Source organism: Virgibacillus sp. JSM 102003, from assembly GCF_041949995.1.
In the GTDB taxonomy this organism is placed as follows: Bacteria; Bacillota; Bacilli; order Bacillales; family Amphibacillaceae; genus Lentibacillus.
This window is the reverse complement of sequence record NZ_JBHFQH010000013.1, coordinates 105551-128490: the sequence shown is the minus strand read 5'-3', so window position 1 is coordinate 128490 and position 22940 is coordinate 105551. Positions and strand designations below refer to the sequence as shown.

General features: G+C 36.8%; 24 protein-coding genes. All 24 read left to right on the top strand.

Features of this window, described 5'->3' with window-relative positions:
- The first annotated feature begins 726 nt into the window (after positions 1 to 726).
- A complete protein-coding gene (locus ACE1TG_RS19725; RefSeq protein WP_483887891.1) occupies positions 727 to 1332 on the top strand; it encodes a YphA family membrane protein in 606 nt (201 codons plus the stop codon).
- Between the two features lie 103 nt (positions 1333 to 1435).
- The gene (der, locus tag ACE1TG_RS14795) at positions 1436 to 2746 is read left to right on the top strand and encodes a ribosome biogenesis GTPase Der (protein ID WP_375053177.1); all 1311 of its coding nucleotides are present in this window, start codon (positions 1436 to 1438) and stop codon (positions 2744 to 2746) included.
- A gap of 13 nt (positions 2747 to 2759) precedes the next feature.
- Positions 2760 to 3797, top strand: coding sequence for an NAD(P)H-dependent glycerol-3-phosphate dehydrogenase (locus tag ACE1TG_RS14790; protein ID WP_375053176.1), 1038 nt, complete (start codon positions 2760 to 2762; stop codon positions 3795 to 3797).
- 59 nt (positions 3798 to 3856) lie between these two features.
- Entirely contained in the window at positions 3857 to 4117 is a 261-nt protein-coding gene (locus ACE1TG_RS14785; RefSeq protein WP_375053175.1) for a stage VI sporulation protein F, read from the top strand.
- A 212-nt stretch (positions 4118 to 4329) separates the two neighbouring features.
- Positions 4330 to 4527: a DUF2768 family protein gene (locus tag ACE1TG_RS14780; RefSeq protein ID WP_375053174.1), complete on the top strand. Its 198-nt coding sequence runs from the start codon at positions 4330 to 4332 to the stop codon at positions 4525 to 4527.
- 10 nt (positions 4528 to 4537) lie between these two features.
- Positions 4538 to 5266, top strand: a complete 729-nt coding sequence (locus ACE1TG_RS14775) for a hypothetical protein (protein WP_375053173.1) — start codon at positions 4538 to 4540, stop codon at positions 5264 to 5266.
- Between the two features lie 206 nt (positions 5267 to 5472).
- Positions 5473 to 6951 (top strand): stage IV sporulation protein A, encoded by a 1479-nt coding sequence (gene spoIVA, locus ACE1TG_RS14770; protein ID WP_375053172.1) that lies wholly within the window; start codon positions 5473 to 5475, stop codon positions 6949 to 6951.
- A 364-nt stretch (positions 6952 to 7315) separates the two neighbouring features.
- Positions 7316 to 7588, top strand: coding sequence for an HU family DNA-binding protein (locus ACE1TG_RS14765; protein WP_092492704.1), 273 nt, complete (start codon positions 7316 to 7318; stop codon positions 7586 to 7588).
- Between the two features lie 345 nt (positions 7589 to 7933).
- Complete coding sequence (locus ACE1TG_RS14760; protein WP_375053171.1) at positions 7934 to 8713, top strand: heptaprenyl diphosphate synthase component 1; 780 nt, start codon at positions 7934 to 7936, stop codon at positions 8711 to 8713.
- A gap of 3 nt (positions 8714 to 8716) precedes the next feature.
- On the top strand, positions 8717 to 9427 hold the full coding sequence (locus ACE1TG_RS14755) for a demethylmenaquinone methyltransferase (protein WP_375053170.1): 711 nt from the start codon (positions 8717 to 8719) through the stop codon (positions 9425 to 9427).
- Positions 9428 to 9470: 43 nt separating this feature from the next.
- Positions 9471 to 10442 (top strand): heptaprenyl diphosphate synthase component II, encoded by a 972-nt coding sequence (hepT, locus tag ACE1TG_RS14750; RefSeq protein WP_375053169.1) that lies wholly within the window; start codon positions 9471 to 9473, stop codon positions 10440 to 10442.
- 37 nt (positions 10443 to 10479) lie between these two features.
- Entirely contained in the window at positions 10480 to 10629 is a 150-nt protein-coding gene (locus ACE1TG_RS14745) for a hypothetical protein (protein WP_375053168.1), read from the top strand.
- A 375-nt stretch (positions 10630 to 11004) separates the two neighbouring features.
- Positions 11005 to 11451, top strand: coding sequence for a nucleoside-diphosphate kinase (gene ndk, locus ACE1TG_RS14740; RefSeq protein WP_375053167.1), 447 nt, complete (start codon positions 11005 to 11007; stop codon positions 11449 to 11451).
- Between the two features lie 58 nt (positions 11452 to 11509).
- Positions 11510 to 12283 carry a CheR family methyltransferase gene (locus ACE1TG_RS14735; protein ID WP_375053166.1) on the top strand — a complete coding sequence of 258 codons (774 nt, stop codon included), beginning with the start codon at positions 11510 to 11512 and terminating at the stop codon, positions 12281 to 12283.
- Positions 12284 to 12924: 641 nt separating this feature from the next.
- Positions 12925 to 14091, top strand: coding sequence for a chorismate synthase (gene aroC / locus ACE1TG_RS14730; protein WP_375053165.1), 1167 nt, complete (start codon positions 12925 to 12927; stop codon positions 14089 to 14091).
- Entirely contained in the window at positions 14091 to 15167 is a 1077-nt protein-coding gene (gene aroB, locus ACE1TG_RS14725; RefSeq protein ID WP_375053164.1) for a 3-dehydroquinate synthase, read from the top strand. Before aroC ends, aroB begins: the two co-directional genes overlap by 1 nt.
- Before the next feature lie 22 nt (positions 15168 to 15189).
- Entirely contained in the window at positions 15190 to 16290 is a 1101-nt protein-coding gene (hisC, locus tag ACE1TG_RS14720) for a histidinol-phosphate transaminase (RefSeq protein ID WP_375053163.1), read from the top strand.
- A 2-nt stretch (positions 16291 to 16292) separates the two neighbouring features.
- Positions 16293 to 17393 (top strand): prephenate dehydrogenase, encoded by a 1101-nt coding sequence (locus tag ACE1TG_RS14715; protein ID WP_375053162.1) that lies wholly within the window; start codon positions 16293 to 16295, stop codon positions 17391 to 17393.
- A 28-nt stretch (positions 17394 to 17421) separates the two neighbouring features.
- The gene (aroA, locus tag ACE1TG_RS14710; protein ID WP_375053161.1) at positions 17422 to 18708 is read left to right on the top strand and encodes a 3-phosphoshikimate 1-carboxyvinyltransferase; all 1287 of its coding nucleotides are present in this window, start codon (positions 17422 to 17424) and stop codon (positions 18706 to 18708) included.
- Between the two features lie 130 nt (positions 18709 to 18838).
- Positions 18839 to 20089 carry a tetratricopeptide repeat protein gene (locus ACE1TG_RS14705; RefSeq protein WP_375053160.1) on the top strand — a complete coding sequence of 417 codons (1251 nt, stop codon included), beginning with the start codon at positions 18839 to 18841 and terminating at the stop codon, positions 20087 to 20089.
- A gap of 349 nt (positions 20090 to 20438) precedes the next feature.
- A complete protein-coding gene (locus ACE1TG_RS14700) occupies positions 20439 to 21011 on the top strand; it encodes a ReoY family proteolytic degradation factor (protein WP_375053159.1) in 573 nt (190 codons plus the stop codon).
- A gap of 98 nt (positions 21012 to 21109) precedes the next feature.
- Positions 21110 to 21580 carry a DUF2487 family protein gene (locus ACE1TG_RS14695; protein ID WP_375053158.1) on the top strand — a complete coding sequence of 157 codons (471 nt, stop codon included), beginning with the start codon at positions 21110 to 21112 and terminating at the stop codon, positions 21578 to 21580.
- Positions 21581 to 21737: 157 nt separating this feature from the next.
- Positions 21738 to 22253: a QcrA and Rieske domain-containing protein gene (locus ACE1TG_RS14690; protein WP_375053157.1), complete on the top strand. Its 516-nt coding sequence runs from the start codon at positions 21738 to 21740 to the stop codon at positions 22251 to 22253.
- Positions 22254 to 22256: 3 nt separating this feature from the next.
- The gene (qcrB, locus tag ACE1TG_RS14685; RefSeq protein ID WP_375053156.1) at positions 22257 to 22931 is read left to right on the top strand and encodes a menaquinol-cytochrome c reductase cytochrome b subunit; all 675 of its coding nucleotides are present in this window, start codon (positions 22257 to 22259) and stop codon (positions 22929 to 22931) included.
- The last annotated feature ends 9 nt before the right edge of the window (positions 22932 to 22940 follow it).

The following is a 22940-nucleotide window of genomic DNA, read 5'->3' as shown; positions in this document are numbered from 1 at the left end:
CCACAAAAGAGCTAACAGGGTCTCCCGAGTTGCCGCACAATCTACTGTTAACATGCCTGGCTCACTGACCCCGGGGAAGTTCCACCTAGCTCGCCATTTTCACGCTACATGGAATGTTGTTTTCCAGTTTCCGCACACCGTCAACCTTCCCGATGTATCCCATTTCGAGGCTCTATCACTTTCAGGCCTATTAACCTCCCTGTCTACGCTTAGCACCCTGCATCTCTGCAGGTAGCCCAAGACTCGGTATTGACGACTTGGCTGAAGTCTTACCAAGCAGGAGTATCACCTGCCAAATTGTACGCCCTTGCTCGGACGCTCGCGGAATGAGGATCCGCTTCGACTGTTTGACGGACCCTCATTCCGAGTGGTAACACTTCATTCCCTTATTATATAATCCTTTCAGATGGAACGCTTCCACTTCATGGTAGAACCCACGCTTTGTGTCAATGTTTGCACTAGCACGTTCTATGCGTCGTAGACTTGTGAAGAGCCCTAGTTGCGCGAGTATATCCTAATTGCGAGATCAATGATCTTACTATCTGACACAATCGGGCTTCCTTTTTAAGTCTCACATTTTATATCAACTACTTGTTAAAATCCATTGTTTGAAAAAAGCAACAATCTTTAAAAATTAGCATTTATAAAAGATTATTAAGAACATACAGCATTTGTTTAAAAGTAAAAAATAATTGCCATAATACTAATTATAGTAGGTGATTATGTATGGGTGATGGACTTATTTTTTACTGGTTTTGTTGGGTCTTATGGATTATAGTTACGTTTTTTATGAAAAAGGATAAACAAAGGATGTTTTTGGCATGTTGGATTCTTTTGTTAATCTCGTTTTCCAACTTGGAGCTTTCTATAGATTTTTACAACATTTCTGTTAGCTTTATTATTTTCCTTGGGGGAGCACTTTTTTTACATGTGAAACTCCCACAATTGATATATCATTCAATAATTTCATTTATTGTAAGCATTGGATATATTGCTATTCTAATTTGGGTTAATGTTACCCCTTTAAGGCTTTTCTTCCCTCAGCTTATAACAACTTCTTCCATCCTGTTGATATTGATTATGTTATTAACAAACGGTCTTTTAAACAGACTTGGAGCTGGTTTATTTGGTATTGCATGTGGTGAAATGGTATATAGTATGATTATGGCTAATTATTCCATTCAGAGTACGGTAGGGGATATGGCTTTCTTTGATTGTGTGCTGATCGTTGCAATGCTTTTACTTTGTAATAGTTTATTTTTAAAATTGAATCGTAAAATTTATATATTCTTTTTTTCAACAACCAAACGTTCAATAAAGCAGCGAGCTTGATAATCATTGTGAATATGACTTTCTTTTGCTAGAATTAGGAAAGTTAATGGAGTAATTAATTAATGTAAATACTTAGAGATATTAAAGAAAGGATGTTCCTTTCATGAGGAAATCTGTTGTTGCAATTGTAGGAAGGCCAAACGTAGGTAAATCGACTATTTTCAATAGACTGGTAGGAGAAAGAATATCTATAGTGGAGGATATACCAGGGGTAACCAGGGACCGGATATATGCCCAAGCTGAATGGCTAACGTCAACATTTAACGTGATCGATACGGGTGGTATAGAGATCGGCGATGAGCCGCTGCTTGTCCAAATGCGCCAGCAAGCAGAAGTTGCTATTGACGAGGCTGACGTAATCATATTTTTATTAAATGGTCGTGAGGGTATAACGGGTGCTGATGAAGAAGTTGCTAAAATGCTATTCAAATCTAACAAACCTGTTGTAGTTGCTGTTAATAAAATGGACAACCCGGAAATGCGTGAAGAAATATACGAATACTATTCCTTAGGTTTTGGTGAGCCATACCCTATTTCAGGGTCTCATGGACTTGGATTAGGCGATTTATTGGATGCAGTTGTAGGTTATTTTCCAGAAAAAAGTGATGAAGATGTGAAAGAAGATACCATCTACTTTAGTTTAATCGGAAGACCAAATGTTGGAAAATCTTCTTTAGTTAATTCTATGCTGAATGAAGAACGAGTCATAGTAAGTGAAATAGAAGGGACTACAAGAGAAGCTACTGACACGCATCTGCAAAGAGATGATCAGGATTATGTCATAATTGATACCGCTGGAATGCGTAAACGTGGAAAGGTTTATGAGACAACAGAGAAGTATAGTGTTTTACGTGCATTAAAAGCGATAGAGCGGTCTGATGTAGTTCTGGTTTTAATTGATGCCGAAACAGGAATAAGGGAACAGGATAAGAAAATAGCTGGTTATGCACATGAGGCAGGACGTGCTGTTATACTTGTTGTAAACAAATGGGATACAGTTGAAACAAATGAAAAAACGATGAAAGAATTCGAAACCAAAGTACGTTCGCATTTTCTATTCTTGGATTATGCTCCGATTGTATTTCTTTCTGCTAAAACTAAGAAACGCTTGCACACGTTAATTCCAGCAATAAAAGTTGCAAGCGAAAATCATGCGAAGCGAATCCAAACTAATGTTTTGAATGACGTAATTATGGATGCAATAGCAATGAATCCAACCCCGACAGTAAAGGGGAAACGCTTAAAGGTATTATACGCAACACAAGTAGCTGTTAAACCACCAAGTTTTGTTGTATTTGTTAATAATCCTGAGTTAATGCACTTTTCATATGAAAGATTTTTGGAAAATAAAATTAGGGATGCCTTTGGTTTTGTTGGAACTCCAATAAAAATATTCGCACGAAGTCGTCAATAGGGAGGTATTGCAATTGGGTAAAGTAGCGGTATTAGGTGCTGGCAGCTGGGGAACAGCATTAGGCATTGTATTAGCTGATAATGGACATGATGTTCGATTATGGACACATCGAAAAGAACAAGCCGATGTAATTAACTCAACACACAAGAATGAAAATTACTTAGATATAACAATCCCTGAACAACTGATCGCATTTCACAATTTGGAAAAAGCAGTTGATGATGTGACTGCTATTATTTTGGTGGTTCCTACCAAAGCCATTCGTGATGTTTGCAGGCAGTTAGATACAATATTAAAACACAAAGTTACTATAATTCATGCCTCCAAAGGTATTGAACCAGAATCACTTAAACGGGTTTCTGAGTTAATTGGTGAGGAAATGAGTCAATATACTCAGGAAGATATTGTTGTTTTATCTGGACCAAGTCATGCAGAAGAGGTAGGTAAAAGACAGCCAACAACTGTGACTGTATCATCAAAGGATATCCAAAATGCTGAATTAGCTCAGGATTTGTTCTTTAATGATTCATTCCGTGTTTATACGAGTCCGGATATAGTAGGGATAGAACTTGGTGGTGCTTTAAAAAATATTATTGCGCTTGGAGCTGGGATTTCAGATGGATTAGGTTATGGTGATAATGCCAAAGCAGCCCTAATTACAAGGGGGCTAGCAGAAATAACACGATTAGGTGCATCGCTTGGTGCTAATCCATTGACTTTTCTCGGACTGCCTGGCGTAGGTGACCTTATCGTTACATGTACAAGTGTTCACAGTAGAAACTGGCGCGCTGGAAACCTGTTAGGGAAAGGACAGAAACTGGAAGCAGTATTAGATGAAATGGGTATGGTCGTTGAAGGTGTCAGAACAACAAAGGCAGCAAATCAGTTTGCTGAGAAACAGCAAATTGAAATGCCGATTACGAACGGAATATATCAAATTTTGTTTGATGACATGAATCCAAGAAATGTAGTTGAGCAGTTAATGAATCGAAGCAAAAAAGAAGAAATGGACGACCTTGCAACGTTACTCCGTACAAACTATTCAAAATAACACGTAATCGTTCTCCTTGCATACAATATGGTGAATTAACTATGCAAGGAGGCGAGCATGTGAGTAATTTTCAAGACAATCTTTTTGATAAAATACAACAAAAGTCAGATGTAAATCCTGATGAAATTTATAAAGTCGCAAATTCTGTAAAGAATGCAGACTTTTCAGACGAAAAAACTGTAAGAGATCTAGTAAGGCGATTGTCCAGAATTGCCAATAAACCAATATCTAAAGCAAAGGAAGACCAGATTGTTAAATCTATAACCAGTAGTAACATGCCAGTGGATATGCAATCTTTAAATAAAATGTTCAAAAAGTAGTCATATCTGGGCAAGTGAGGATACATTAGTGCGTATGCTCGCATAAAATGAATCGCACAAGCATTCATGGATAGAGTTGCTGTGGGTATTATTTAGTCAGACCGGGATGAAGATAGCCCCCTTCATCTCGGATTTTTAATGTGTACATAATGCTCTTATAGACACCCTTATGTTATAATACCTTGTGCATATTAAGATTAGGAGTGAAAGCAATGTCAATATCAATGCTTAAAATGTATATATCATTTGGTGGCATGGCACTATTACTTTTAGCTATCGGACTTATAATACTTAGCAGATATAAATTAAAAGGCCTTTTGGCGGGGATTGTTTCTATTCTAGCGTATCTGTCTTTGATACTCGGCGGAATAATCATTTTATATATCGTATTTAGTGGTCCAACAGGATAGGAGGCTTATCATGAAACATACATATATTGTGGCTTTGGGTACATTTTTGAGTATAATTTTTCTAACTGGATGTCTCTATCCAAATAATGAATTATCAAAAAACCAAGTACCAAATGAAGTTCAGTTAGAAAAAATACAGTCAGCGGTCGATACGTATCAGAAAGAAACAAACGGATTAGTTCCGATAAAAACCAAATCAAGCAATACACCAGTCTTTCAAAAGTATTTGATTGATTTTGGCATGCTAAAAGAACAAAACAATATAGCAGAAATACCTGGAAACGCATTTGAAAACGGAGGTATTTATCAATATGTGTTAATTACTCCTGAGGAGAATCCGCGTGTGAAGCTAATTGACTTACGAATAACTGAAGCGATTAGGGAAGTAAGTGTAAAACTGGAAATTTACCGAAGTGAACATATTTATCCCCCATATGGAGAAGAGATTGCGGATGGGGTTTTCAAAGTAGATTATAAAAAATTAAATTTGAAAGATTACCCTTATGTTCAAAGTCCTTACTCAAAAAATAATCTGCCTATTGTAATGGATACAGAAGGAAAACTTTATGTGGATTATCGCATCGATTTAATGAATGCATTAAAGGAATATGAACACAATTTTAAATCAGGAGAAGATATTCGGTATATACTTGCAAATAATAGCCCCTTTGTTCCTGCTTATTCATTACCGTATACTATTCATAAAGGTGAGCCAGTTTTTAATAATACAAAAAAATAAACTATCATAATAAATCCCTTGTTACATATATTGTGTTGCAAGGGGTTTTTTGTGTATTCTCTGTAAACCTCTTTTGATGACTTAACAAAAATTATCTTTTAAACATAATTAAGTCATATTTTGATAGGACAACATCATAGAATTGTAATGTCAATTATTCGTAGTTTGTTTATTATTAATGGATCAGGAGATCGGGAGGGGATCGTTTGGAGAGAGTTGATATTTTTAAAGATATTTCGAAACGGACGAATGGAGATATTTATCTTGGAATTGTAGGTGCTGTCCGGACCGGGAAATCAACTTTTATTAAGCGCTTTATGGAGTTGGTAGTTTTACCGAATATTGCAGACGAAAGTGAACGAGGAAGAGCACACGATGAGTTACCGCAAAGTGCAGCAGGAAAAACGATTATGACAACAGAACCTAAATTCATTCCGAATCAGGCTGTATCGGTACATGTGGACGAGGGACTTGATGTAAACGTCAGGTTAGTGGATTGTGTTGGGTATGCTGTTAATGGCGCTAAGGGATTTGAAGATGAAAATGGCCCTAGAATGATTAATACACCATGGTACGAAGATCCAATACCGTTCCATGATGCTGCAGAGATTGGTACACGAAAAGTAATTCAGGAGCATTCAACAATTGGTGTTGTAGTAACAACTGATGGAACAATTGGAGAGATAGAAAGAGCGGATTATCAGGAATCAGAAGCGAAAGTTGTTGAAGAATTAAAAGAAGTCGGTAAACCATTTATCATGGTCGTTAATTCCGTTAGACCAACAAGTCAGGAAACAGAATTACTTCGCCAGGAACTGGTGGAACAGTATGATATTCCAGTGTTGGCAATGAGCATTGAATCAATGACTGAACATGATGTTTATAATGTACTAAGAGAATCGCTTTATGAATTTCCAGTACTTGAAGTTAATGTGAATCTGCCTAGCTGGGTTATGGTCCTAAATGAGGATCACTGGTTAAGAAAGAATTATCAGGAAGCAATTCAAGCAACAGTAAAAAATATTCGAAGGCTTAGAGATGTTGATCATATAGTTGGAGATTTCTCAGATTACGATTATATTGACAAGGCAAACCTTGCAGGTATGGAAATGGGAGAGGGAGTTGCGGAAATTGATCTGCATGCACCAGATTACTTATATGATGAAGTATTAAAAGAAATAGTTGGAGAAGAAATTCGCGGGAAAGACCATCTGCTTGAACTAATGCAGGATTTTGCGCATGCAAAACGTGAATATGATAATGTTTCTGGTGCCTTGCAAATGGTCAAACAAACTGGTTATGGGATAGCAGCTCCAACCTTGGAAGATATGGAACTAGAAGAACCAGAAATTATTCGCCAAGGATCAAGATTTGGAGTCAGATTAAAAGCAGTTGCTCCCTCGATACACATGATTAAAGTTGAAGTGGAGTCAGAATTTGCACCAATTATTGGAACTGAAAAACAAAGTGAAGAACTAGTAAGGTATTTGATGCAAGACTTTGAGGAGGACCCATTATCCATCTGGGAATCTGACATTTTCGGCAGATCATTAAGTTCAATTGTAAGAGAGGGAATCCAGGCAAAAATTTCACTAATGCCAGAAAATGCCAGATATAAATTAAAAGATACACTTGAACGTATAATAAACGAAGGTTCAGGTGGTTTAATAGCAATTATTTTATAGCAGCTTTAATTAGTTGCTATTTTTTTTATTTTATTTTCTAAAAGTTGCAGGAACTTTTCTATCTATGTCGTATATATCTAGAAGAGCCTATTAAACCGAGTCTTAACACGATGGAACATTAACATGGAATTTTTTTCCATAACAGCCATTTTTAGAGGCTAAAATAGGAAAAAATAGCTAAATATTAAATAAATACTGAGAAAATAGGCGATTATTGTTGAAATTTATTTCAATCTCGGTTAGTATAAGCCTTGTCATCAATGAATTTGGTGGCAATAGGTATAAAAAATGACAACTTGGTAACAAATGGAATTAGAATAATTTTGTACCAATGTCGAATGAATTTTGGGAGGAGGTGAATGTCATGAATAAAACAGACCTAGTAAATGCAGTTTCAGAAAAAAGTGAGCTTTCCAAAAAGGATGCTACTAAAGCTGTAGATGCAGTTTTTGAATCTGTCATGGATTCACTTAAAGACGGTGAAAAAGTACAATTGATTGGATTCGGGAATTTCGAAGTACGTGAGCGCTCAGCACGTAAAGGTCGTAACCCACAAACTGGGGAAGAGATCAAAATTCCTGCAAGTAAAGTTCCTGCATTCAAACCAGGAAAAGCCCTAAAGGAAAGCGTTAAATAGTATCTTACATAGGGCGGAAAAGGGGCACGTTAACTACGTGTCCTTTTTTCTTTGTCTGTTTAAAGAAGTATGAATCCTTTCTTAGTGCATATGCAACTAATAATTATCTACATTAAAGCTTGGCGATGAGCCAGGTTTTCTAATATTTCGACGTATGAATTAAACGAAGTTTGTACCACAGAAACTAACGTCGGCCATACTTCGATGTACAGTTACGAATTATAATCTTTTCTATTCTGTTCACTTAACTTTTTAATTATGGAACATGCTTAAATTATGCTATAATAACAATATCAATAAGGAACGCTTGAAAGGGAACAGGTGGTTGTTTTGCAGACATCCAGTATGGATCTGAGAAATTTAAAAACATTAATAAAAGAAAAAATGCATCATTCATATATTGAAAAATACGTAAAATCCCCAATTTTGAACGAAGATAAATTATTTATATTAACTTCAATATTAGATAATACAAATTTATCAGATGATAAAAAAAAGAATTATATCGTATCAACAATGCTAGTACAAATGGCACTGGATACACATGATTTGGTTCCCAAAACAAATGATTCAGAGCAATCCAATACAGATAAAGTTACAAAGCAACTATCAGTATTGGCTGGGGATTACTATAGCGGATTATACTATTTACTTCTAGCAGAAATGGAAGATGTAGAAATGGTTCATATCCTTGCTACTGCAATCAAAGAAATTAACGAGTATAAAATGCAATTATATTATAGACATATAGAATCCTTCGATACATTTGTTACGATCGTAAAAAAAATAGAAACACTATTATATACACATGTTGCTGAATTTGTGGGTGAAAAAACGATTAGCGGAATTACGGCTAGATGGCTATTGACTAGAAAGCTTGATGAAGAAAGAAAAAGTATGCTGCATACAAGCACTTCCACGCTGTTTTCTATTTGGTATAATCAAACTTCTTCGACTAATAAAATTACAATACATGCCGCAGAGAAACATATTAACAATGAAATAGGTTTGGTGAGGAACCAGCTAACTCACTTTCCAGAGCACCTTACAGCAGTAAAAACACATATTCAAGAGACTTTAAATGAATTTCCAATTGCAAACAGAACAATTGTGGAAGAAGGGTAGCAAATGTATCAGCCATCAAAAGAAGAACGTGTTCATCACGTATTTGAAAAAATCTATGATAATTATGACTCCATGAACTCAATAATTTCTTTTCAGCGTCACAAGGCTTGGAGAAAGAGTGTTATGCAGCGGATGAATGTTGAAAAAGGTTCAGTCGCACTTGATGTATGTTGTGGAACTGGAGATTGGTCTATCGCGCTTGCTGAAGCAAGTGGCAGAACAGGTGAAGTGATCGGGCTAGATTTCAGCCACAATATGTTATCTGTCGCAGAAGAAAAAAATAAAGCATTAGACTATAGCCAGCTTTCTTTTGTACAAGGAAATGCAATGGAACTGCCATACGAGGATAATTCATTTGATTATGTCACAATTGGTTTCGGGTTGCGGAATGTTCCAGATTATATGACTGTATTAAAAGAAATGTATCGGGTTGTTAAGCCAAATGGAAAAGTAGTTTGCCTAGAGACTTCACAGCCAACAATGGTTGGATTTCGTCAAGGTTACTATTTTTACTTTCGCTTTATTATGCCATTATTAGGTAGAATGTTTGCTAAAAGTTATAAAGAATATGCATGGTTACATGAATCAGCAAAAGACTTTCCTGATAAGAAAGAGCTGAAACAGATGTTTCAATCGGCAGGTTTTTCACGTGTACAAGTGAAAAGCTTTACAGGTGGTGTAGCTGCAATGCATATGGCAACAAAAGAACAATAAATAATCGACTTTAGTTCGGAACTTAAAGTAAAAGGTGACATGCATGAAACTATCTAAAACTTACGGGTATTTAAACAAAGAACTGGATATTATAGAGTATGCTTTAAGTAACGCTATTCAAGCAGATCACGATGTATTACGTGAGGCTTCTACACAGTTACTGCAGGCAGGGGGGAAACGGATTCGCCCTGTTTTTGTGTTGTTATGTGGACAGCTTGGAAATTTTAATATCGATCGGATCAAAACGGTTGCGGTATCGCTTGAATTAATACATATGGCATCATTGGTCCATGATGATGTAATAGACGATGCAGAATTACGAAGAGGTAAACCTACAATCAAACAACTATATGGAAATCGTGTTGCAATGTATACAGGTGATTACATACTTGCACGAGCGCTGGAAAACATAACAGCACTCTCGAAGCCAACGGCACATCGTGTTCTTTCTAAAACAATGGTACAAGTGGCTGCTGGCGAAATACAACAAATTAAAGACAAATATAATTGGGATCAGAACTTACGGAGTTATCTACGCAGGATTAAGCGCAAGACAGCCTTATTAATTGCCACAAGCTGTAAGTTAGGAGCAATTGCTACTGATGTATCTGAAGAGAACGCCGAGAAATTATACCGATATGGATATTACATAGGGATGTCTTACCAGATTATTGACGATATTCTTGACTTCACTGCTTCTGAAAATGAACTTGGCAAACCGGCTGGAAATGATCTGTTGCAGGGAAATCTCACATTACCTGTCTTAATTGCAATGAAAGACAAAGAATTTAACGGTTCAGTAAGAGATACATTTAAAGACCCCGAGCAGGTTTCTGAAAGACAAATGGCAAACTTATTGACTGATTTAAAGAAAACAAATGCTATAACAGAATCTTATAAGATAAGTGATCATTATTTAAGAAAGGCATTAAAAGAATTAGAAACAATTCCAAATCACAGGGCTAAACAAACCTTGCAGAGTATTGCAAAATATATTGGTAAGAGACGCTCGTAGATAGTATCTGTTTTCTAAAGGTTTATTGCTTGTATATATGCGACACAGTGAAATGCTTTTCGCACATGAGTTGTTTCTAGCAAAACATGGAAAGCTTCAGCTTCGGCAGAATACCTTTGCATTAAGAAAATTGATTATTATTTTAGAAGAGTCTGCATATTCTGCCTCGACTGAAGAATTTACTTGATTAGAGAGGTAGTAGTGCTTCCCATAGCTAAGATTATTGTGAAGACTAGCATTTTACCGCAGCTGGAATTGTAACTCATTCAGTTTTGGTTTTGGGAGAGGAAGATTCTGATAACATTTGAAATCATATAATAAATAGCATACATTCGCTCAATCGTTGAAGGACTCATTTTTGATAGTATGAGAATCTGGTTTTCTAATTAAGCGGATCCTCTCATTTCTGCCTCAAAATTGGCTTCTCTTCTGCATGTAGCGGAACGAGGATCCACTTCGACTAACAAAAAAATAGTATATACAATTGTTATTTTAATAAAAGTTTGTTAAAATTTTAAAGGTTGCTTATATAAGAAAAATACATACTAAATGAGGTGCAAACATGGAAAAAACATTTTTAATGGTAAAACCAGACGGTGTTCAACGTAATTTAGTCGGGGAAATTATCAACCGTTTCGAAAGCAAAGGATTTAAATTAGTTGGTGCAAAGCTAATGAATATTTCTAATGACCTAGCTGAGACCCACTATGGTGAACATAAAGAAAGACCTTTCTTTGGAGAATTAGTTCAATTTATTACCTCCGGACCAGTATTTGCAATGGTATGGGAAGGCGAAAATGTTATTCCGATTGCTCGTGATATGATGGGAAAAACTAACCCACTTGAAGCTGCATCAGGAACAATTCGTGGAGACTTTGGCATGACTGTTGGAAAAAACATTATTCATGGTTCAGATTCACCAGAAAGTGCTGAAAGAGAGATAAATTTATTTTTTAATAAAGATGATGTGTTGACTTATTCAAAACAAGATAGTGAATGGATTTACTAATTATTCGAACCTCCGTTTTCTAACGGAGGTTTTTTAACATGAAAGAGGCGTTCAAAAGATGTCACAGGATTACATGAAATTTGTCTCTGATATTAAGCGCAAATTAGAAATAGATTTAGCCTTATATAAAGAAACACAAATGAAGCGTCGTCTTACCTCATTACGGGATAAACGCGGGTATCAAAGCTTTAAAGGTTACTTTGAAGCGATTTCTAATAATGATTTACTTTTAAACGAATTTCTTGAACGTATTACGATAAATGTTTCTGAATTCTATCGTAATCCTAAGAGGTGGGAAGTGATGCAATCGGTTATTCTGCCTTCTTTGTTGGATAACAGTAAGAAATTATCAATATGGAGTGCAGCCTGTTCAACAGGGGAAGAGCCATACAGTATAGCGTTGATGATAAAGGAACACTTTCCAAATACAGAATTCCAGATCTTAGCTACAGATATTGATAATATGGTACTGGAAAGAGCGAAGGAAGGAACTTATACAGATCAATCACTAAAAGAATTACCTGATTCAATAAAACATAAATTCTTTAAGCAGGAATCCGGACTTTACCATATTGCTAATGATGTTAAACGACATGTACGTTTTAAAAAACATGATTTATTGGCCGATGCATACCCTCGAAATATGGATTTAATTGTGTGCCGAAATGTTTTGATATACTTTACTGATCAAGCAAAAAACATAATTTATCAGAATTTTTCGGATTCATTAAAACATGATGGTGTATTGTTTGTCGGCAGTACTGAGCAAATATTCAGTCCTGATAAATATAATATGTCATTAATCGATACATTTTTTTATAAGAAAAATTAGAACGTTTATTGTTTATGACACAAAAGATATATGATGCGTCACAGTGGATGGGTGCAGTAACACCGCTCCGGAGATACACTTCGCGGACCTACGTCGCTGCGTAGTCTGATCTATGGCCTTAGCTACCACAGCAGTCTACGTGTATTTCCTCCGCTGGGCTTTGCTCACTAAATTTATGAACGCATATGTGATGAATAAGAAAAGTTATATTGCGAGACTCCTGTGGGACAGCGAGCCTAAGAGACCCCACAGTGAGCGTTCTTTGCGAGTGAGGCAGACTAAGTACGCAACGTCCTGTGGCAACGTCTGCACTAGCACGTCCTGTGCGTCGGAGGCTCGTGGTGAGCTCTAGGTGCGCTAGTATATTCCAACTGCGTAGGTAGAGTGCCACACTAAATGTCACGAATTGGTTATCCATAGTTTACTTCGCATTTTATATCTATTACGATGGTTAAAGAGTAACAAAGCTTGCTAAAAGAGCCTTTATAAAAGATACAGAAACTTATTATAAGCTTGGCTTATTACAAAGTATTAGTTACCCCCTATGCAGTAAGAAAGTATTGAAAATTTTTACTAAATACAACAAAAGTAAAATCAGATATGATATAGTAATACAAAATTATCGAGAAGGAGGAGGTTTCATGCGTTATTTAACTGCAGGTGAATCACATGGTAAACAATTAACTACAATTATTGAAGGAATCCCCTCAAATATGCCTCTTTTAACAGATAATATTAATGAATCATTACTTCGCAGGCAAAAAGGACATGGCAGAGGAAAAAGAATGCAAATTGAAAAAGACTTGGTGGAAATCACAAGTGGAGTTCGTCATGGTTACACACTAGGATCACCTATATCATTAGTGATACACAATGATGATTTTAAACATTGGATAGATATAATGGGAGAGGATCCTATTGAAGGTGATAAAAAAATTAGACGAACCGTTTCTCGCCCAAGACCTGGTCATGCTGACTTAAACGGAGCATTGAAATATGGTCATCGCGATATGCGCAATGTACTTGAACGTTCTTCGGCACGTGAAACGGCTGCTCGAGTTGCAGCAGGCGCGGTTGCTAAAACACTTTTAAAGCAGCTGGGAATAGAAATTACAGGCTACGTTAAAGAAATTGCTGGTATCGTAGCAGAAGACAATCTATCAATGACAATGGAAAAGAGAAAATCGACTTCTGAAGAATCACCTGTTCGAACACTTGATAAAAATGTAGAACAGCAGATGATGGATGCGATTGATCAGGCGAAAAAAGAAGGAGATTCAATTGGTGGAGTTGTCGAGGTGTACGTAGAAGGAATGCCTGCTGGGATTGGATCATATGTACATTATGACCGGAAGCTGGATGGCAGAATTGCTGGCAGTGTTATGAGTGTAAATGCTTTTAAAGGGGTTGAGTTTGGCTTAGGCTTTGAGGCAGCCCGAAAAAATGGCAGTAAAGTCCATGACGAAATAGCCTGGAACGAAGATGTTGGCTATTACCGGAAAACAAATCGTTTAGGTGGGTTTGAGGGAGGAATGACAACAGGCATGCCCCTTGTAATCAAGGGAGTAATGAAGCCGATTCCTACCTTGTACAAACCTCTTCAAAGTGTTGACATAGAGACGAAAGAGGCGTTTAATGCAAGTGTTGAGCGCTCAGATTCCTGCGCAGTGCCTGCTGCTTCAGTTGTAGTGGAACATGTTGTTGCGTTTGAACTTGCAAAAGCAATTACCGAGCAATTTCCAAGTGATCAATTTCCAGCTCTACAGAAAGCAGTTGAAGATTATCGTGAAGAAACAAGGTGTTTTTAGTGAAAGCAACAAAAGTAAAATCCGCTTCAAATATCTACCATGTTTATGTAGGTGAAAATATAAGGTATGATTTAAATTCCTATTTGCCAAAAGATTACTCATCTATCTTAATTGTAACTGATGAAATTGTTGCAAAGTTATATCTAGAGGATATAAAGAATAGCTTATCCGATAAGCATGTTCACTCTTCGACAATTCCATATGGTGAAAAATCAAAGAATCTAGATACGTTTTATCAATTGCATACGGATGCAATTGAATGCGGATTAGATAGACAGTCACTTATTATTGCACTTGGTGGTGGAGTAGTTGGTGATGTAGCGGGTTTTGTTGCAGCAACCTATATGCGCGGGATTGATTTTATCCAAATGCCAACGACGATTCTTGCCCATGACAGCAGTGTAGGCGGAAAAGTTGCGATAAATCATGAACAGGGAAAAAATCTGATTGGTAATTTCTATCCCCCTGCTGCGGTTGTCTATGATGTACAAACCCTTCAAACTTTAGACGAAAAAGAAGTAAGATCAGGCTATGCTGAATTGATTAAGGAAGCATTAATAAAGGACGAGGTTTTCTTCCACTCATTATTAGCTTCAGACGTTTCTGTATTAACGAACGATGTCTTAGCTAATCAGTTAAACAGAGGAATTGAAATTAAAGCTTCAATCGTTGAGTTGGATGAGCGTGAATCAGGTATTCGTAAACATTTGAATCTGGGGCACACGTTAGGGCATGCATTAGAATCTATTCTCGGCTATGGAACTCGTACACACGGAGAATTGGTTGCCATTGGATTATTATTTGCCTTACAAGTAAGTGAAAAGCTATTTTCGGTTAAGCTCCCTTATGACCAACTGTTGCAATGGTTAGAAAGAAATTCGTATCCAATACAGTTGACAAATATAAATAAAGAACAAGTACTGAACCGAATGAAATTAGATAAAAAGACAGTGGATACAACAATACAAATGATTCTTTTAAAGGATATCGCTCAACCTGTTGTAGTTAAAATAAGTGACGAGGACATATTGCGTTATCTGGTTTCTTTTTTAAAAGAACTAGAGAAAATTAGCTAACTGAAGAATGGGGGAGTAAGAAATGAATGGAAAACGAATTTTGAAGGAAATGACCCCGTATAAACAAGGAAAACAAATGCATGAAGTGAAAAAAGAATTTGGATTAGAACGAATTGTAAAACTGGCATCAAATGAAAATCCGTTTGGATACTCTAATCAGATAGATAAATACCTTTCAGCTCAATTGCCTTCATTTGACATGTACCCTGATGGATATACATCGGAATTACGTACAGCGGTGGCAAACAAACTGGATGTTAACGAAGATCAACTTATATTTGGTAGTGGAACAGACGAAATTGTTCAAATGGTAGGACGGGCATTCCTTTACCCAGGTGTAAACACAGTAATGCCTGCACCAACATTCCCGCAATATAAGCATAACGCCAGAATTGAGGGAGCAGGAATAAAAGAGGTGCCAACCGTAAATGGTTATCATGATCTCGATGGAATGCTTAACGCAATTGATGATAAAACAAATGTAGTCTGGTTGTGCTCACCAAATAATCCAACAGGAAGTCTAATTCCAAAAGATGATTTTGATGCTTTTATGGAAAAGTGTCCAGAGCGTGTACTTGTTGTTTTAGATGAAGCTTATTATGAGTATGTTGAAAAAAGTTTGCAATCAACTATTTCAGATAGATTTTCGGGCTACAATAATTTACTCGTATTACGTACGTTCTCTAAAGCTTATGGATTGGCAGGTTTACGGATCGGCTATGGGATAGCAGATAAAGCTCTTATTGCAAATTTAGATGTGGTTAGAGGACCGTTTAATACATCGTCCATGGCACAAAAGGCGGCATTGATAGCACTTGATGATGATGAGTTTCTTTTGGATACAACATCGAAGAACAGTAACATAAAGTATAAATTTCAAGAGTTTTTAGATTCGATAGGTTGGCATTATTATGATTCACAAACAAATTTCTTACTTGTTTCTACGCCAAAAAGTGGAGACGAAATATTCCAGCACTTACTGGAAAATGGGTTTATTGTAAGATCTGGTGATGGGCTAAGCTGTCCGAACACGGTACGCATAACAATTGGGAATGAGGATGACATGAAACAACTGCAGGATATTATCTACCAATTACACTTGGATATAAGCAAGGAGAGGTAGTCATGGAAAGAAAAATTCTCGTAATTGGTTTAGGGTTAATCGGGGGCTCACTTGCTAAGAGTATTGGCGAATCAGGCGAGAACCACATAATTGGCTATGATACAAATAAAGAAACGCTTGAATTTGCGCTCATGAATGAGATCATTCATGAGTCTTGTTCCACTATTGCAGATTCCGCTTCAATGGCAGATATTATTATATTGGGTACTCCAATAACAGAAACAATTAAATTTATGAAGCAACTAGATCAACTAACCTTTGATCATGATGTAATTGTTACAGATGTGTCGTCAGTCAAAAAACCAGTCAATGATGTTGCAAAAGCACTAACAAATAAACAAATTAAATTTATTGGCGGTCATCCGATGGCAGGGTCACATAAAAAGGGAATCAAAGCTGCTAAAGGGCATTTATTTGAGAATGCCATATATGTTCTCACTCCTGCTGATGAATGCACTGACCCGATGATAAACTCATTAAAAGCTGTACTAAAAGATACAAAGAGTAACTTTGTAGTGCTGCAAGCAAATGATCATGATGAAATGACTGGAGTTATCTCGCATTTCCCTCATTTGATAGCATCTGCCCTCGTTCATCAGGCCAAGAAGTGGCAGAATACACATTCATTTATCCCAAAGCTTGCAGCTGGTGGGTTTCGGGATATTACTCGCATAGCATCCAGTAACCCTGAACTGTGGCAGGATATCTTTTATCATAATAAAGGAAAAATGATGCACCTGATTGATGACTGGATCATGGAAATGAATGAACTAAAGCTGATGCTCGAACAAAATGATAAAGTAAGTTTAAGCTCTTATTTGCACCAGGCAAAGGATTACCGAGACGGTTTGGGAACAACCAAAAAAGGAGTAATTCCGTCTTTTTATGACTTATATGTTGATATACGAGATCAGACTGGTGCGATTGCGTCTGTTGCTCAATTATTGGCTCAGAAGGAAATCAGTATTAAAAATATGCAAATATTGGAGATACGAGAAGGAATTACTGGCGTTTTACGGTTAAGTGTACCAACAATAGAAGATCAGCAGGAAAGTTATCAATTATTACATAATAACGGATATGAATTGATGCTTGAGAAATAGCGAGAAATAATGAAGGAAGTGAATAGATTTGAAGGATATGAAGTTATCACCTTGTTCAAATGCTCTTAACGGCGAATTGCAAGTCCCAGGAGATAAATCTATATCGCATCGTGCAGTTATTCTTGGTTCACTTGCGAAAGGAACTACAAAAATCACTCATTTTCTAACTGGCGAAGACTGTCAGCGAACTATTAATGCGTTCCGTTTGCTGGGGGTAGAAATTGAGGTAGATAATACAACAGTGCATATCCACAGTAATGGTTTATCTCATTTTAAGGAACCAATCGAACCAATTTACTTTGGGAATTCTGGAACAACTGCCAGACTAATGCTTGGGGTGTTATCCGGCTTGCCATTCTTTACTACTGCTTATGGAGATGCTTCGTTAACATCTCGACCAATGGATCGTGTTATCATCCCCTTAAAACAAATGGGAGCTACTATTGACGGACGAAGAGATGGCAGTTATTTACCATTGGCAATTAAAGGGGGAGGACTGAGCGGAGTCCGATATACCTTACCTGTAAAAAGTGCCCAAGTTAAATCGGCAATATTATTAGCGGGCCTGCTTGCTGATAGAACTACTGAGGTTACTGAACCAACAGCAACCAGAAACCATTCTGAGAAGATGTTGAAAGCTTTTGGGGCGGATATTTCTATAAAAGATACAACGATAACGATTAGAAGCAAGCCCTTGACTGCTATAGATGTATTTGTACCTGGCGATATTTCCTCCGCGGCATTCTTCATGGCAGCTGCCGCAATTGTTCCAGGTAGTAAATTGACCTTGAAGAATGTCGGATTGAATGATACACGTACAGGGGTTATTGATGTATTAAAAGAAATGGGGGCTTCTATATCTATAACAAATAAACAAACAATCAGCGGAGAAGATTCTGGGGATATAACCATCTCCTACCGAAAATTACAAGGGATCGAAATTAAAGGTGATATCATTCCACGTTTAATTGATGAACTTCCGATCATTGCACTTTTGGCTACTCAGGCTGAAGGCGAGACTGTGATAGGTGATGCAGAAGAACTACGATTAAAGGAAACAGATCGAATAGAAGCTGTAGTAGAAGGACTAACCAACATAGGTGGTAACGTGAAGCCAACAAAAGATGGTATGATTATTAAAGGGAATACTGCACTTATTGGCGGGAAAGTTAATTCTTATAATGATCATCGTATTGCTATGATGCATGCGATTGCATCTTTAATAACTCGTGAGGGAGTTATTATTGATGATGTAGCTTCTGTGGCAATTTCATATCCGAATTTCTTTCAGGATCTTAAATCAATAAGTAATTAATATAGAAAAGAATCTGTTTATGTGCAGATTCTTTTCTGTTTGAACAAAAATAGACTTTTCTGTATGATAAAATGCATCAGATAGTTTTGCACGAACAAAAGAGAGGAAGTTCATAGTGGACACCAATATTATGGAAGCCGTTAATTTAATGGAAAATAAGCAATCAGAGAAAGCTATTTCACTCTTGGAAAATTATTTACCAAAAGCTGATGATGAAGAAAAATATACAATTGCAGAACTTTATATTCAGTGGGGTTTTCTAAAAGAGGCAAGTAACGTACTGCAAGAATTACTGCATAAATTCCCAAAGGAAAGCGAAATTAAAGTAATGCTTGCAGATGTATATACGGAACTTGAGAATGATGAAGAGGCAATTAATCTACTTAGTGAAATAGAAGAAGATGATCCAGCATCTGTTCAGAGTATGATTCAGCTGGCAGATCTATATCAGGCGCAGGGTCTTTTTGAAGTAGCAGAACAAAAACTGTTAGTTGCGAAACAATATGAGCCAAATGAGCCGATCATTGACTTTGCTCTAGCTGAATTACTGTTTTCTACCGGTTCATATAAAAATGCTATTACGTATTATGAAAAGATACTGCCTATTACAAATGAAATGGCTAATGTACCAATTAATGACCGTATAGCTGAAGCTTACGCAGCAATAGGGGAATACGAAGTTGCGTTAAGTATCTTTCAAGATATAGATAGTGAGAATCCAGACACAATATTTAAATACGGTTTCACAGCCCTGCATGCCGGTCGACGAGATATAGCAATTAAAGCATGGAAGCAAGTGATTGAACTTGATACCTATTATCATGCTGCATACTACCAATTAGCAAAGGCATATGAAGCAGAAGAAATGCCTAAAGAAGCATACGAAACAGCGAAGCAGGGATTACAGGTTGATGAATTTAATAAGGAACTATATTTCTTTACCGGTTCTTTAGCACACCAATTAAATGAAGATAGTGAAAGTGAAAAATTGGTGCGAGAGGCAATAGCACTTGATCCTGACTATAAAGAAGCAGTTTTATTCTTAATTGAGCTGCTGAAAAAACAAAATAATCAGGAAACAATAGTTGAGCTTATAGTTGAAATTAAAGGAATGGGTGCTAATGACCCACTATATGAATGGGAACTTGCACGAGCATATAATGAAATTGAATCGTATGACAATGCATTAAAACACTATAATGAAGCATATAATAGCTTAAACCAAGACAGTGACTTTCTGAAAGAGTATGGATATTTTCTAACAGAAGAAGGGAGGATGGAAAAAGCAATCCGTATATTTGAAGAATATTTAAATCAACAACCATTAGATGTTGATGTCGAAGAATATATTGCTCGACTAAAACAATCAAGAGAATTATAATATAACAAAAGCGCAATTGCCTGTTCAACGCCGTATGGACTGTGCTAAGCGCTGCGGTTAGGTCCACGTTGTGGCGCAAAGCGGCGGTCTCAGTCCAACTTCCTTTCCTAAAGATAAAGGATACTCGAAGAGCGTAATCTACCACAGGACGTGGTGGTTTATCATAGACACATGGAGGAAAGTCCACTATGCGCTGGCCGGTGAGAACACCACATCGCGTGGTGTTTCCGGCACTAGTACGACGGAGTTGGACGTGGCTAATTTGGAAGGCCAGTTATCCACAGCACTTAAATTTTATAATTTCAAAGACAATAAAAAATATGGATGTTAAGGGAGGTTAGTTTCACGAATGCATACTCCTATTTCCGTGCAGGACAAGAAAAGTTTTATTCAGTGGTTTTTAAATCATTATCAGTTAAAGAAACGTGAAAGTGTTTGGATATTAAATTATTTAATAAATCATAAAAAGATATTATCTAACGTACATTTCGTCCGCGAAGCAAAATTTTGCCCAAGAGGTATTATAATAACCAGCCATTGCTCTGAAGAGGTTCCATTTCGATTTTATAAGAATCAATTAGTAACTACTGATGCAGAAAAATCATTTCATGATATCAGAATGAATCAACATGAGCCCTTATACATCCAATTGAATTTTAAAAAATCTTATCAGAACGTATTATATGCAGCAGTTTTGGTTGAAAATCCATTTATTCCTGATGAGTACTTTATTACTAAAAAAGATCAAGATATTGCAAAACAACTACTGGAGAAATCACTATACGAGTATCAAAAGAATCAATTGCAGGTTAAAATAGATCGTGCCCTTGATGAAAAAGATCAGCAAACTTTTCAGGAGTTGGCAAAAAAACTACATAGACTGGATAGCATGAAATTAAATCAACCTAATTTACAAAGGTAATAGGTTGATTTTTTTTGTTGATCTAAGATAAAATTTAAGTCAGCGACATATTTTTTCCAATATGAAGAAGAATAGATAGCAAGGAAGGGTTGTATACTATGAAATGGACAAAGAAAGATTTACAGCAATATGTCAATGCAAAAGAATATGTGGATACAATAATAGTCCCGCTGTTACCCTTTCAATTATCAAACGAATCTCTACTTGAGAAGGATGCATTTCAGTGCGAGGTATTAATCGCTTTTTCCCAAGAACTTGAAAAAGAACTGACAGGCAGGGTACTGCTTACACCAAATTACCATTATCTTAAATCATCCAAAAGAGAACAGGAAATAAATCGAATAAATTCTTGGATGGATGACATGGAACAACAGCCTTTTAACCATGTTTTTTATGTTACATTTGATTCTACTTGGAAAAAGAATGAGCAAGCACTGAATGGTACTTTAATTTGGCTGCCAGGCATTACAGATGGTACTCTGCAATCAAATGAAATGCATTCCATCATTCGAAGCAATGTTGAACAGGTAAGTGAACTTATTAGATCTTACTGGAAAGATAAGGACTAGGACAATATAATTACTAATTTATCATTAATTTACGAAACTTTTATGTCAAAAAAGATTATTTATTGACCAGATAAACAGTTTGCGCTATTATGGTAATGTCCTAGTAATCTGATTAATATAATCTTGTCCGTGAAAAATGTATAGAGGGGGGAAATTCATGAGCGAAGAGAAGCAGCAAGTATCCCGTCGTCAATTTCTAAATTATACACTAACTGGTGTAGGTGGATTCATGGCAGCAGGTATGCTTGTTCCCATGTTACGTATGGCTGTTGACCCAGTATTACAAGAATCAAGTGCTGGGGATTTGGCAAATGTTAGCTTGGCAGTAGAGGATATTACAAACGAACCACAACGTGTAGATTGGAAGATTAAACAGGTTGATGGCTGGTATGAGTCAGAAGTTACTAAATCCGCATGGGTGTACAAAGATGATAATGGCGATATAGTAGCACTTTCCCCAATTTGTAAGCACCTTGGCTGTGTTGTTTCATGGGAAGGCAGTGAAGACTATCCAAATCAATTTTACTGTCCATGTCATGACGGTCGTTACTACAAGAGTGGCGTAAATGTGCCAAATACACCACCAACAGCGGCATTGGATGTATATGAACATAAAGTTGAAAATGGGATGTTATATCTTGGTATGGCACATCCACGAGGGGAGGCTAAATAGTATATGCTACAGAAAATATATGATTGGATTGATGACCGCGTAGATATTTCGCCTTTGTGGCGTGATATTGCAGACCATGAAGTACCTGAGCATGTTAATCCTGCCCACCATTTCTCAGCTTTTGTTTATTGCTTTGGAGGGTTAACATTTTTCGTTGTCGTTATCCAGATATTATCAGGTATGTTTTTAACGATGTATTATGTACCGGATATCGAAAATGCGTGGAAATCAGTTTATTATTTACAAACGGAAGTTGCGCATGGCCAAATTGTACGAGGCATGCACCACTGGGGTGCCAGTGTCGTTATTGTAATGTTGCTACTACATACACTGCGGGTATTTTTCCAAGGTGCATATAAAAAACCACGTGAACTAAACTGGATAGTTGGGGTTCTTCTATTCTTTGTTATGCTTGGACTTGGTTTTACTGGATATTTATTGCCTTGGGATAATAAAGCCTATTTCGCGACTCAAGTTGGTCTTGAGATAGCAGAACAGGTTCCATTTATGGGAGAACAAATTAAAACTTTACTTGCTGGTGACGCGAATATTGTTGGTGCACAGACACTGACCAGATTCTTTGCCATCCACGTGTTCTTCTTACCAGCTGCCTTGTTCGGTTTAATGGCAGCACACTTTGTATTAATACGAAGACAAGGAATTTCCGGACCACTATAAACAAAAAGG